Origin of the sequence: Rhizobium sp. BK098, assembly GCF_014193155.1 — a bacterium.
Classification (GTDB): domain Bacteria; phylum Pseudomonadota; class Alphaproteobacteria; order Rhizobiales; family Rhizobiaceae; genus Rhizobium.
Genome location: NZ_JACHYY010000012.1, coordinates 89535 through 102281, shown reverse-complemented (window position 1 = coordinate 102281; position 12747 = coordinate 89535). Strand labels below are relative to the sequence as shown.

The 12747-nt window shown below is 60.3% G+C and carries 13 protein-coding genes and 1 tRNA gene; 5 read left to right on the top strand and 9 right to left on the bottom strand.

Going from position 1 to position 12747, the window contains the following annotated elements; translation table 11 throughout:
* Positions 1-113: 113 nt before the first annotated feature.
* The 4 genes from FHT73_RS25155 (at position 114) to FHT73_RS25140 (ending at position 3701) form a co-directional block, all read left to right on the top strand.
* Positions 114-1334: a phosphopentomutase gene (locus FHT73_RS25155; RefSeq protein ID WP_183715636.1), complete on the top strand. Its 1221-nt coding sequence runs from the start codon at positions 114-116 to the stop codon at positions 1332-1334.
* Positions 1331-2299 carry an adenosine deaminase gene (locus FHT73_RS25150; RefSeq protein WP_183715634.1) on the top strand — a complete coding sequence of 323 codons (969 nt, stop codon included), beginning with the start codon at positions 1331-1333 and terminating at the stop codon, positions 2297-2299. Before FHT73_RS25155 ends, FHT73_RS25150 begins: the two co-directional genes overlap by 4 nt.
* Positions 2300-2420: 121 nt before the next feature.
* Positions 2421-3050: a uracil phosphoribosyltransferase gene (upp, locus tag FHT73_RS25145; RefSeq protein ID WP_015338410.1), complete on the top strand. Its 630-nt coding sequence runs from the start codon at positions 2421-2423 to the stop codon at positions 3048-3050.
* Between the two features lie 126 nt (positions 3051-3176).
* The gene (locus FHT73_RS25140) at positions 3177-3701 is read left to right on the top strand and encodes a TIGR02281 family clan AA aspartic protease (protein ID WP_183715632.1); all 525 of its coding nucleotides are present in this window, start codon (positions 3177-3179) and stop codon (positions 3699-3701) included.
* 49 nt (positions 3702-3750) lie between these two features.
* Here the strand turns inward: FHT73_RS25140 and deoA are convergent, their stop codons facing one another.
* The 9 genes from deoA to FHT73_RS25095 form a co-directional block, all read right to left on the bottom strand.
* Positions 3751-5058: a thymidine phosphorylase gene (gene deoA / locus FHT73_RS25135; RefSeq protein ID WP_183715630.1), complete on the bottom strand. Its 1308-nt coding sequence runs from the start codon at positions 5056-5058 to the stop codon at positions 3751-3753.
* A gap of 3 nt (positions 5059-5061) precedes the next feature.
* The gene (gene deoC, locus FHT73_RS25130; RefSeq protein WP_183715628.1) at positions 5062-5835 is read right to left on the bottom strand and encodes a deoxyribose-phosphate aldolase; all 774 of its coding nucleotides are present in this window, start codon (positions 5833-5835) and stop codon (positions 5062-5064) included.
* Positions 5832-6638 (bottom strand): purine-nucleoside phosphorylase, encoded by an 807-nt coding sequence (locus tag FHT73_RS25125; RefSeq protein WP_183715626.1) that lies wholly within the window; start codon positions 6636-6638, stop codon positions 5832-5834. The genes deoC and FHT73_RS25125 overlap by 4 nt, the downstream gene beginning before the upstream one ends.
* The gene (locus FHT73_RS25120) at positions 6635-7027 is read right to left on the bottom strand and encodes a cytidine deaminase (RefSeq protein ID WP_112412774.1); all 393 of its coding nucleotides are present in this window, start codon (positions 7025-7027) and stop codon (positions 6635-6637) included. Before FHT73_RS25120 ends, FHT73_RS25125 begins: the two co-directional genes overlap by 4 nt.
* Before the next feature lie 3 nt (positions 7028-7030).
* A complete protein-coding gene (locus tag FHT73_RS25115; protein ID WP_112414860.1) occupies positions 7031-8002 on the bottom strand; it encodes an ABC transporter permease in 972 nt (323 codons plus the stop codon).
* Positions 8003-8012: 10 nt separating this feature from the next.
* The gene (locus FHT73_RS25110; protein ID WP_112338447.1) at positions 8013-9116 is read right to left on the bottom strand and encodes an ABC transporter permease; all 1104 of its coding nucleotides are present in this window, start codon (positions 9114-9116) and stop codon (positions 8013-8015) included.
* Positions 9117-9123: 7 nt separating this feature from the next.
* Positions 9124-10635, bottom strand: a complete 1512-nt coding sequence (locus FHT73_RS25105) for an ABC transporter ATP-binding protein (protein WP_112399443.1) — start codon at positions 10633-10635, stop codon at positions 9124-9126.
* Positions 10636-10715: 80 nt separating this feature from the next.
* Complete coding sequence (locus tag FHT73_RS25100; RefSeq protein ID WP_041677159.1) at positions 10716-11711, bottom strand: BMP family ABC transporter substrate-binding protein; 996 nt, start codon at positions 11709-11711, stop codon at positions 10716-10718.
* A 364-nt stretch (positions 11712-12075) separates the two neighbouring features.
* On the bottom strand, positions 12076-12393 hold the full coding sequence (locus FHT73_RS25095) for a hypothetical protein (RefSeq protein WP_183715624.1): 318 nt from the start codon (positions 12391-12393) through the stop codon (positions 12076-12078).
* A 233-nt stretch (positions 12394-12626) separates the two neighbouring features.
* On the opposite strand from FHT73_RS25095, the gene FHT73_RS25090 reads away from it, so the two are divergent.
* Positions 12627-12716 (top strand) — tRNA-Ser (locus tag FHT73_RS25090).
* Positions 12717-12747 lie beyond the last annotated feature (31 nt).

Genomic DNA, 12747 nt, shown 5'->3' with positions numbered 1-12747 from the left:
CGCCTGGCGGGGCTTCCAAACGGAAAATTGCCAAGTCGATGCCTCCGTTATATGGGTGACGTCCAATGACCCGGAAGACCTCCCCGGGGTGACGGTATTCTATCGGGTGATCTATGGCGCGCGCCTTTCTCTTCGTTCTGGATTCTTTCGGCGTGGGTGGCGGCCCCGATGCGGCAAGCTACGGGGATGAAGGCGCCGACACGCTTGGCCATATCGCGGAATTCTGCGCCGCTGGCGCGGCCGATCGGGCGGGCCTTCGCCAAGGCCCGTTGACATTGCCGATCCTATCGGGCCTCGGCCTACTGGAGATCGCCAAGGCGGCAACGGGCAACTATCCCGCCGGCATGCCGCTACCGGAAAAACTCTATGGTCTCTATGGCTGCGCCAATGAAGTCTCTCGCGGTAAAGATACGCCATCCGGTCATTGGGAGATTGCCGGAACGCCCGTCATGTTCGACTGGGGGTACTTTCCGGCGGAGGGCGATGCCTTTCCGCCGGAGCTGGTGAAGGCCATCTGCGAAGCCGCCGATCTGCCGGGGATTCTCGGCAATTGCCATGCCTCCGGCACGGATATCATCGCAAAGCTCGGCGAAGAGCACATCCGCAGCGGCAAGCCGATCTGCTATACCTCGTCCGACTCCGTCTTCCAGATTGCAGCGCACGAGCAGCATTTCGGCCTCGACCGGCTGATCGGCCTCTGCAAGATCGTACGTACGCTGCTCGATCCCTACAATATCGGCCGCGTCATCGCCCGCCCTTTCGTCGGCGAGACGGTGGCGACATTCGAGCGAACCGGCAATCGTCGCGACTTTTCCGTTCTGCCGCCCGAGCCGACACTGCTCGACCGTCTGGTCAAGGCTGAACGCACGGTGCACGCCGTCGGCAAGATCGGCGATATCTTTGCCCATCAGGGCGTCTCCAGGGTCATCAAGGCCAATGGCAACATGGCACTCATGGATGCGACACTGAAGGCCATGGACGAAGCCGACGACGGCGATCTTGTCTTCACCAATTTCGTCGATTTCGACATGGTCTATGGCCATCGCCGCGACGTGCCAGGCTATGCCGCAGCGCTCGAAGCCTTCGACGCGCGCCTGCCTGAGGTGCATAAGAAGCTGAAGGCCGGCGATCTCGTCATTCTGACCGCCGATCATGGCTGCGACCCGACTTGGCGCGGCACCGATCATACACGCGAGCGCGTGCCCGTCATGGCTTACGGGCCGGGCATTCGTTCCCGATCCATCGGCGTCCGTCAGACCTATGCGGATATCGGCGAGACGGTTGCGAAACATTTGGGAATTGCGGCAGGACCGCACGGGAGGAGCTTCCTTTGACATCGCATTTGAAGAAGGTGGAGCTGCACTGCCATCTGGAGGGCGCGGCTCCACCGGCGTTGACCCTCGCACAAGCGGAGAAATACGGAGTAGATACCAGCGTATTTCTGAATGACGGTATTTACCTTTGGAAGGATTTTGCCGAATTCCTCGTCTGCTACGACAAGGTTTCCGAGGTCTACCGCACCGAGGAAGACTATGCGCTTCTGACGGAAACCTATCTGGAAGAGCTTGCCGACATCGGCACGATCTATAGCGAACTCATCGTCTCGCCCGACCATGGCGATCGCATCGGCCTCGGCGCCGACGCCTATATGGCAGGCGTTTCGGCTGGCATCCGTGCAGCCAAGGCCAAGACCGGCATCGAGGCACGGCTGATAGTCACCGGCGAACGTCATTTCGGCCCGGAGCGCGTGGTGAAGGCGGCGGAATATGCCGCCAAGAGCGACAATCCGCTGATCACCGGCTTCAACATGGCCGGCGAAGAGCGCATGGGCCGCGTCGCCGATTATGCCCGCGCCTTCGACATCGCCCGCGAGGCCGGTCTCGGCATCACCATCCATGCCGGCGAAGTGTGCGGTGCATTTAGCGTCGCCGACGCGGTGGATCTGGTGCGCCCGCAGCGTATCGGCCATGGCGTGCGCGCCATCGAGGACATGGATCTCGTCAGGCGTCTTGCCGATCTCGGCACCGTGCTGGAGGTGTGCCCCGGCTCCAACGTCGCGCTGAAGGTTTTTCCGGATTTCCAGTCACATCCGCTGCGCAAGCTGCGCGACGCCGGCGTGAAGGTGACGATAAGTTCCGATGATCCGCCCTTCTTCCACACCTCGCTCGAGCGGGAATACGAGCTTGCGTCGTCAGCCTTCGGCTTCAGCGACGACGAGATCAATGCGATGACGCGCACGGCGATCAAGGCGGCGTTTGTGGACGAGGCGACACGGGCGGCGTTGCTATCAAAACTGTAAAATGAGGGTTTTGGCCGCAGATTGGGGATGAAATCTCCCAAAGTGGCCTATTTCCTTGCACCAGAGGCGATTTCCGTGGAAGAACCATCTTATACCGCGGAATTACTGGAAGGCTGAAACCATGGACGGCGTCACTGTCATCGATCACCCGCTTGTGCAACACAAGCTCACAATCATGCGCAAGAAAGACACGTCGACGGGAAGCTTCCGCCGGCTGCTGCGCGAGATTTCGACGCTGCTCTGTTACGAAGTGACGCGCGACCTCGAACTGACCATCGAGACCATCGAGACGCCGCTGCAGCCAATGGATGCGCCGATCCTCGAGGGCAAGAAGCTGGTCTTCGCCTCGATCCTGCGCGCCGGCAACGGCCTGCTCGAAGGCATGCTCGATCTCGTGCCCTCGGCCCGCGTCTCGCATATCGGCGTCTACCGCGATCATGAAACGCTGCAGCCGGTCGAATATTACTTCAAGGCGCCCGAGGATATCTCCGAGCGCCTGATCATCGTCGTCGATCCAATGCTCGCAACGGGCAATTCCTCGATTGCCGCGATCGAAAAGCTGAAGGAGCGCGGTGCGCACAACATCCGCTTCCTCTGCCTGCTGGCGGCTCCCGAAGGCATCGCCAATTTCCGCAAGGCGCATCCGGACGTTCCGGTGTTCACGGCCGCCATCGACAGCCACCTGAACGAAAAGGGCTACATCGTCCCCGGCCTCGGCGATGCCGGCGACCGCATGTACGGCACCAAGTAAACCCGCTCTAATACTTTTCAGGAAGCCCGGCAGTTATTCGACTGCCGGGCTTTTTATTGATTGCTTTAGCATCCTTTCAGCACTCTCGGCTTATAAATGGCATGGCCCGCAGGAGGGGCCTTGCCGATGTTCGTTCGCGTTCTTGCCTTTGCCGGTGTCATCGCCGTTGCGGCGACCCAGATGCCGATGCTGGTGAGCAGCTATGGCGAACATGCCGCGAAACCGGCGCCGGTCGAAGCGGTTTCGCTTGCTCCACCGAAGGCGGAAGCTCCCGTTTCCTATGGCAGCGTTCAGCTGCGCGCCAATGCGGGCGGCCACTATGAAGGCGATTTCACCATCAATGGCCGCTCTGTGCACGGGATGATCGATACCGGCGCGACCTATGTGGCAATGAACGAAAGCACCGCGCGCAGCCTCGGCTTCAGCGGCGTCGATCTCGACTATCGCTACACGGTCCAGACCGCGAATGGCACGTCAAAGGTCGCCCACATCAAACTCGACCGCCTGGAGATCGGCACGATCCGGGTCCGCGATATCGAGGCCGTGGTGGCAAAGGATAACGCATTGAGCACAACGCTGATCGGCATGAGCTTCATGACGAAGCTGAACTCCTATGGTGTTCAGAACGGCACATTGCTTCTGAAGCAATAGGATAGAAGGCCTTCCCGAGACTGCGAAGTGGCCGACTGGCGCCTTCAGATCAAATCCGTCTGAGAATGACAGGCGACAAAGCGGGCGCCGTATCCATGATGCGATAGTTAGCCGACAAAGCGACCGCGGCCTTTTGCGCGCTTGCCTCGTCGGCGGCGTGCACGGTGGCGATACGATCGCCCCTGCTCACCTTCGTTCCGAGTGGCAGAATGTCTGTGAAGCCGACGCGATGATCGATCTTGTCCTGCGGGCGGCGACGGCCGCCGCCGAGATCGATGACGCTCATGCCTATCTCCCGCGCATCACAGGCGCCAAGCCAGCCATCGGCCGCGGCGAGAACGGGCTTCTGCACCGGCGCACTCGCCAGATAGCGATCCGGGTGTTCCAGTAGATCTGCGGGGCCGCCAAGGGCGTGCACCATACGGCCGAAGATCTCTGCCGCCTTGCCTGAGGTCAGAGCCTCGCGCGCCCTTCTCTCCCCATCGGCAGCACTTGCGGCAGTGCTGGCTTGGACGAGCATTTCGGATGCGAAGGCCAGCACGACCGTCTCGAGGCGCGTGCCTGCCTTGTTGCCCTTCAGGAAATCCAGGCAGTTGCGAAGCTCGACCACATTGCCCGCCGCATCGGCCAGGGGCTGGTTCATGTCGGTAATCAGGGCCGAAGTCTTGACCCCGCCGCCATTGGCCACCTCCACCAGCGAGCGCGCCAACGTCTCGGCTTCTTCCTGCGAGGTCATGAAGGCGCCGTTGCCGATCTTGACGTCGAGCACCAGCGTTTCCAGCCCCGCCGCCAGTTTCTTCGACAGAATGGAGGCGGTGATCAACGGTACCGAATCGACGGTCGCGGTGACATCGCGCACCGCATAGAGCTTGCCATCGGCGGGCGCCAGCGCGCCGGTCTGGCCGATGATGGCGCAGCCAACCTCATCGACCACCTTGCGAAAACGGGCGGCATCCGGCGTGATCCCGTAACCGGGAATGGATTCCAGCTTATCCAGCGTGCCGCCGGTGTGGCCGAGACCGCGACCCGAAATCATCGGCACGGCGAGGCCGCAGGCGGCGGCAATTGGGGCGAGCATCAGCGAAACGTTATCACCGACGCCGCCAGTCGAATGCTTGTCGGCAATCGGCCTGTCGATGCCTTGCCAGGAGAGGGTATCGCCGGAGCGGGCCATGGCGAGCGTCAGCGCCACCGTTTCCTCGCGCGTCATACCGCGAAACCAGACGGCCATGGCAAAGGCGCCGATCTGGCTTTCGGCCAGTTCGCCACGGCCTAATGCGCCGATAAACGCATCGATATCGGCGGCCGAGAGAGTGGCGCCGTTACGCTTCTGCCGGATGATCTCCTGCGGGATCATGGATCAATAGCCTGAAGACGCCGTCTTGGACTCACCGCCGGCCAGCACGTTCAGGATATCGTCGAGCAGGCTCGATGCACCGAAACGGAAGGTCGAAGGCATAGCCCAATCAGGTGTCATGATGGTCTCGGCAAGGCTGAGATACAGGGCCGCGTCGGAGACAGAGCCGATGCCGCCCGCCGGCTTGAAGCCGACGTTGCGACCGCTAGCACGGATGGCGCGCAGCATGATGTCAGCGGCTTCGAGCGTCGCGTTGACGGCGACCTTGCCGGTGGATGTCTTGATGAAGTCGGATCCGGCATCGATCGCGAGTTCCGATGCGCGCTGGATCAGTGCAACATCCTTAAGCTCGCCTGTTTCGAGGATCGTCTTCAGAAGGACCGGGCCTTTGCATTCGGCCTTCACCGTGGCAACCATATCGGTGACGGCCTGCTCATTGCCCGCCAGAAAGGCGCGATAGGGAATGACCAGATCGATCTCGTCGGCGCCATCGGCAATGGCTTCGCGCGCTTCGGCAGCAACATCGGCCACCTCCATATCGCCGGCCGGGAAATTCACCACGGTCGCGATCTTTATGGCATGATCGACACCGAGAATGCCGCGCGCCTGTGCGACGAAACGCGGCCAGATGCAGATGGCGGCCGTATTGCCATAGGGCGATTGCGCACGGGCGCACAGCGCCTCGATCTGAGCCGGGGTGCAGTCATCCTTGAGATTGGTGAGATCGAGAAGGGAAAGCGCAACGGCTGCCGTTTCTCTCAGCGAATGGCCGGTCATTGTGGATCTCCTTCGTCCGCGATCATTTCTTTCAGGATAGCGGCAAGCCGCGCGCCGCCGACCGGAGCCATGTCCTTCGTCTCCTCATGCGAGAGCTCGCCACCGGTCATGCCAGCACCATAGTTAGTGATGACGGAGGCAGCGGCAACCCTCAAACCGAAAAGACGCGCTAGGATGACTTCCGGCACCGTCGACATGCCGACGGCATCGGCACCGAGGATGCGCGCCATGCGGATCTCGGCCGGCGTTTCGAAGCTCGGGCCGGAAAACCACATATAGACGCCATGTGACAGCTTGATCTCGGCCTTTTCCGCCGCCTTGCGCATGCGCATGATGAGGTCGAGGTCGTAGGCGCTGGTCATGCCGACGAAGCGTCTGTCGCTCTCCTCGCCGATCAGCGGGTTCATGCCGGAATAGTTGATGTGATCGGTTATCTGCATCACCGAGCCCGGTGGCATCTCTTCGCGCAGCGATCCGGCCGAGTTGGTCAGGATCAGCGTGTCGACGCCGAGTGCCTTCAAGGTCTCGATCGGCCCGCGCATGGCATTGGCGTCGCCCTTTTCGTAGTAATGCACCCGGCCGGAAAGCATGATGACGGGGACATCGCCGAGCTTGCCTGCGACCAGCGTGCCGGCATGGCCGGAGACGGCGCTGACCGGGAAGCCGGGCAGATCGGCATAGGGAATGCGCAGCGCGTCTTTGACCTCATCCACGAGAGAGCCGAGGCCGGAACCCAGGATGATGCCATAGCGCGGCTTCAGCTCGCCGAGCTTCTCGGTGAGGATATCGACGGCCGCGCTCATCCGAGCACCTCCGTTTCGAAGCTGAAGGGCAACATTTCGTCCATGGTCATGGTCTTCTTCACGCCGGTTTCGTCGCAAAGATAGATGCGCGTCTCCTTGCTGGCAAATTCGGCGATCTTCTGCCGGCAGCCGCCGCAAGGCGGGCAGAGCGGCAGCTTCTCGGCGATGACGGCAATCTCGACGATCTTCTTGGCACCGCCCATGATCATCTGGCCGATTGCCGTCGGTTCGGCGCACCAGCCCTGCGGGAAGGACAGGTTCTCGATATTGGCGCCGGTATAGATCTTGCCGTCCTCCGCACGGATCGCCGCGCCAACGGGAAACTTCGAATAGGGAGCATGCGCGAACGCCATCGCGCTGCGCGCAGCCTCGAACAGATCATGCGACATAGACTAGCGCTCCTTGGTATAGGGCACGCCACCAGCCTTCGGGGGCTTGGCGACGCCGATAAAGCCTGCAAGCAGGATGCAGGTGAGGATATAGGGCAGCGCCTGGAAAATCTGTACCGGCACCTCACCGATGCCCGGAACCGCCTTGCCCTGCATGAAATTGGCGAAGGCATCAAGGAAGCCGAACAGAAGGCAGGTGAACATGACCGGCACCGGCTTCCATTTTGCGAAGATCAGTGCGGCAAGCGCGATATAGCCCTTGCCCGCGGACATGTTGTTGATGAAGGCAGCCGACTGGGCGATGGCGAGGTAGGTGCCGGAGAAGCCGCAGAGAATGCCGGCTGCTATTAACGAGCGATAACGCAGCCATTCGACCGAGATGCCGGCGGTATCGACGGCGCCGGGATTTTCGCCGACGGCACGCAGCCGCAGACCGAAACGGGTGCGATAAAGAATCCACCAGGAAATCGGCACCGTCAGGAAGGCCAGATAAGTCAGGATATTGTTGCCGGAGATGACATTCGCATAGAGCGGCCCGATGAACGGAACGTCGCGAAGGGCATCAGCGCCCGGCAGGGTGATGCCGGAAAAACGTGCAGTGGCAGGCAAAGTGGGCGTACGGCCACCCTGACCGAACCAGGCTTGACCGAGAACGATGGTCAGGCCAGCCATCAGGAAGTTGATCGCGACGCCCGAGACGATCTGATTGCCGCGATTGGTGATTGATGCGAAACCGTGCAACAGGCCGACGACGACAGAGACGACAATGCCCGCGCCAAGGCCGGCCCAGGGTGAGCCGCTGATCGAGGCGACGCAGGCGGCAGCAAAAGCCGAGGCCAGCATCTTGCCTTCAAGGCCGATATCGAAGATGCCGGCGCGCTCGGAAAACAGGCCCGCCAGCGCCGTGAAGATCAACGGAATCGACAGGCGGATCGTCGAACCAAGTATGCTGATGAGAAGATCATAATAGTCCATCGTCCGATCCTCACGTCCTGGCGAATGTCTGGTAGATGCGCACGAGCGCAGGTCGGAACATATATTCGAGGGCACCGGCAAACAGGATGACGAGACCCTGGATCACCACGATCATGTCGCGCGTGATGTTCGGCATGTCGAAGGAGAGCGCATCGCCGCCCTGATAGAGAATGCCGAACAGGATCGCCGCCACGATGATGCCAAGCGGATGATTGCGGCCCATCAGCGACACGGCGATGCCGACGAAGCCCGCACCGAGCACGAACTCGACCTGCAGGCGCGCGGATGCGCCCATGACGGGATTGAGCGCCATCATGCCGGCAAGGCCGCCGGAAAGCAGCATGGCGATAACGACCGTGCGGGCATAGGGAATGCCAGCATAGACCGCAGCGGTCGGGCTGAGGCCCAGCGTGCGCATTTCATAGCCGAGCTTGGTGCGCCAGACGAGCACCCATACCAGGAAGCACATAACCAGCGCGATCAGGAATGAGACGTTGAGCGGTGCCGCACCGATGGTCGAGCCGAACATATCCATCAACCAGCCGAGCTTCGGCAGCTGACCGCCCTCCAGAAAGGTGCGGGTTTCAGGGGCCATCTTGCCCGGAACGATCAGTATATGCACGAGCAGGAAGTTCATCATCGCCGATGCGATGAAATTGAACATGATCGTGGTGATGACGACGTGGCTGCCCCGCTTGGCTTGCAGCCAGGCAGGAATGAAGGCCCAGAGCGCCCCAAAGATCGCCGCGCCGATGACGGCAAAGGGCATCGTCACATACCAGGGCACATAATGGTCGAGGGTCAGCGCCACCAGGGCGCAGCCGAGACCGCCAACATAGGCCTGGCCTTCCGAACCGATATTGAAAAGGCCGGCATGGATGGCGACGGCGACCGACAGGCCGGTGAAGATAAAGCTCGTCGCATAATACAGCGTGAAGCCGATGCCTTCGCCGCTGCCAAGCGCGCCCTGCAGCAGCAGGACAAGCGCATCGAGCGGGCTCTCGCCGATGAACCAGACGACGAGGCCGGAGATCAGGAAGGCAACAATGAGATTGAGAAGGGGGATCAGACCGTAGGTGATCCAATTGGGGAGCGGAACGGAAGCCGTGCTCATATACGCCTCACGCGGCAATGCCGGCCATCATCAGGCCGAGTGTTTGTTCACCGGCCTCAGCCGACTTCTCACCGACGATATGGCCGGCGAACATGACGAGGATACGGTCCGAAAGCGCACGGATCTCATCCAGCTCCACCGAAACCAGCAGGATGGCCTTGCCGGCGTCGCGCATTTCGATGATGCGGCGATGGATGAATTCGATGGCGCCGATATCGACACCGCGCGTCGGCTGGCCGATCAGCAGAGCCTTCGGATCGCGCTCGATCTCACGGGCTACGACGATCTTCTGCTGGTTGCCGCCGGAAAAATTGGCTGTTTTCAGCCGCGCGTTCGGCGGGCGGATATCGTATTTCTCGATCTTTTCGATGGCATCCTTGCGCATGGCATCGAGATCGAGCATGCCACCGCGTCCGTATTTGCGGTCGCGGTGATAGCCGAGCATGGAATTCTCATACTCCTCGAACTTTAGGACGAGGCCCATGTGATGGCGATCTTCTGGAATATGGGCAAGGCCAAGGTCGCGAAGTGCTGCGGGATCGGCATTGCCGATCGGCTTGCCATGCAGAAGGATCTCGCCCGAGGCCGGCTTGCGGATACCGGCGATCGCCTCCAGCAATTCCGATTGGCCGTTTCCGGCAACGCCGGCAATACCGACGATCTCGCCGGCGCGAACGTCGAAGGAGACGTTGTCGACCATGGTGACGCCGCGACCGTCCTTGACGGTGAGATTGCGCACCGAGAGCAGAATCTCGCCCGGATTGGGTTCACCCTTCTCCACGCGCAGCAGCACGCGGCGGCCAACCATCAGTTCGGCCAGTTCCTCGACGGTGGTTTCCGCCGTCTTGCGCGTGGCCACCATCTCGCCGCGGCGCATGACCGACACCGTATCGGTGATCGCCATGATCTCGCGCAGCTTATGGGTGATGAGGATGATCGTCTTGCCCTGATCGCGAAGGACGCGAAGGATGCGGAAAAGATTGTCCGCTTCCGCCGGCGTCAAGACGCCGGTGGGCTCATCGAGAATGAGGATCTCGGCGCCGCGATACATCGCCTTCAGGATCTCGACGCGTTGCTGCTGACCGACGGGGAGCTCTTCGATCAACGCATCCGGATCGACTTCCAGGCCATAATCCTTTTCCAGCCGGTTGAGTTCGGCACGTGCGGCCGCTACCCCCTTGGCGAGAAGCGCGCCGCCTTCGGCGCCCAGCATGACGTTTTCAAGGACGGTAAAATTGTCAACCAGCATGAAATGCTGGTGCACCATCCCGATACCGGATGCAATTGCCGTCTGGCTGTCGCGGATGGCGATGGGATTGCCGTTGATGCGGATTTCGCCGCTGTCGGCCTGATAGAATCCGTAGATGATCGACATGAGAGTCGATTTCCCGGCACCGTTTTCGCCGATGATCCCGTGGATCGAGCCCTTGGCGACGGTCAGGTTGATATCTTTATTGGCGTGGACAGCACCGAACTTCTTGTCGATGCCCACGAGCTCGATGGCAGAGATTTGGCTCACTATAGGGGCTCCAGAAACCGGTTTCCGGATAAGAAAAGGGCGTATGACGTTTTTGTCCCGTCATACGCCCTCATTTCATATCAGTTCTTCGGGCAGGCGTTGTCGGTCAGATAATCGTGGACCTTGATGGTGCCAGCGACGATATCGGTCCGGGCCTTGTCGACTGCAGCCTGCATTTCCGGAGTGACGAGCGACTTGTTGTTGTCGTCCATAGCGACGGCGACGCCGTCTTCCTTCAGGCCGAGTTCCTGCGTACCAGGCGTGAACTTGCCGTTCTTGGCGTCGCTGAAGGCATTGTAAACGGCGAGGTCGACGCGCTTGACGACGGAGGTCAGAACGGAACCCGGATGCAGGTAGTTCTGGTTCGAATCGACGCCGATCGACAGCTTCTTATTGTCGGCGGCAGTCTGCAGCACGCCGAGGCCGGTCGCGCCGGCAGCCGCGTAGACAACGTCCGCGCCCTGGTCGATCTGGTTCTTGGTGAGTTCGCCGCCGCGAACCGGGTCATTCCAGGCAGCGCCGGTCGTGCCGGTCATGTTCTGGAAAACTTCGATCTTCGCATTGGTGGCACGCGCACCGAGCTCGTAGCCGCATTCGAACTTGCGGATCAGCGGAATGTCCATGCCGCCGACGAAACCGATCTTGCCGGACTTCGATGCAATGGCAGCCATGACGCCGGCGAGATAGGAGCCCTCGTTTTCCTTGAACTTGACCGAGCGGACGTTCGGCAGGTCAAGGCTGTCGTCGATCAGGACGAATTCGGTCTTCGGATATTCGGCAGCAACCTTCTGAAGTGCCGAGGTCCATGCGAAAGAAACAGCGATAACCGGATTGAAGCCCTTGCTCGCGAAGTTGCGCAGCGCCTGTTCGCCCTGGGTGTCGCCCGTCGGCTCGAAGTCGCGGTAAGCGATGCCGGTTTCCTTCTTGAATTTTTCGGCGCCGTTATAGGCAGCTTCGTTGAAGGATTTGTCGAACTTGCCGCCGGTTCCGTAAACGATTGCCGGCTTGATATCGGCCGCAAGCGCCGTTGCCGACATGGCAGCCAGGGCGAAAAGGGTCAAAAGGGATTTTTTCATGTGGTGCAGCCCTATTGTTTCTATCTTGTTGGGTCCTCCCGCAAGCCCGTTGACCGGGCAAGTCTGCGGAACCGCCGACCTCCCCGAGGCCAAGCTGGCGCGCATCCTTGCATGGCTGCATGAAAAATTCACGAGAAATTTTTCAGTTGGTAAAGATTTGTGGGAATTGGTGAAAACCCATCCAAACGACCCTTTTTTTAAACAATTTCGGGCCAAAACTGCAATTTTATTGGTCAGAACAGCTGCCGGTCAGCTCTCCGCAATCGCCCCTTTTGCTCACCACGGCATAGCTGCAAGCCCATCGCCAGACATTCTCCGACGTCACCAAAATCCCCAAATGGCACAGAGCGAAACGCAGCCCCTTTCAGGCGCTGAAGCGTCCGGCAACGGGCCGACGCTTATAGGCAATCACCCACAGAAGCAGCGAGATCACTAGAAAGACCGCAAAGGCCGGCTGAAACAGCAGCCATTGCATCGCCAAGTCATAGAAGCGGGGATGAACATAATAGGCGATGGTCGAGCGAAGGCTTGCCAGCGATGAAGGGCTGACATCGTTCCACGCATCGCCCATCGGGGTCATGACCACGGCGGAAGCCGCCACGGATTGAATGGAATCGATGGTGCCCGCGATCACAGCCACCACCAGTGCGACAAGGCTGGTAAAACGCAACAGGAAACGCATAAACTCCTCCCGATACTCAACTACGTCACGCCTTTGCGGGCAGACCGGTCTTATGCCGCCTCATCCATTTCTTTAGATAAGTGGAGCGCGAAATAAGCGCAATGGGGATGAGACGCAGAGTTTTTTGTCCAGAAGTCAAAAAACTGTCAGATTCGGGTTGATCCTAGAAAATTCATCGGTATATATCGCGCCGTTCCCACAATAGCTCCTTTATCGGATGCGAAAGTGCAGATGGACAGGTGGCCGAGTGGTTTAAGGCGCACGCCTGGAACGCGTGTGTGCGTGAAAGCGTACCGTGGGTTCGAATCCCACCTTGTCCGCCATTGACCACTACCTATACTACAGAGATAGAGA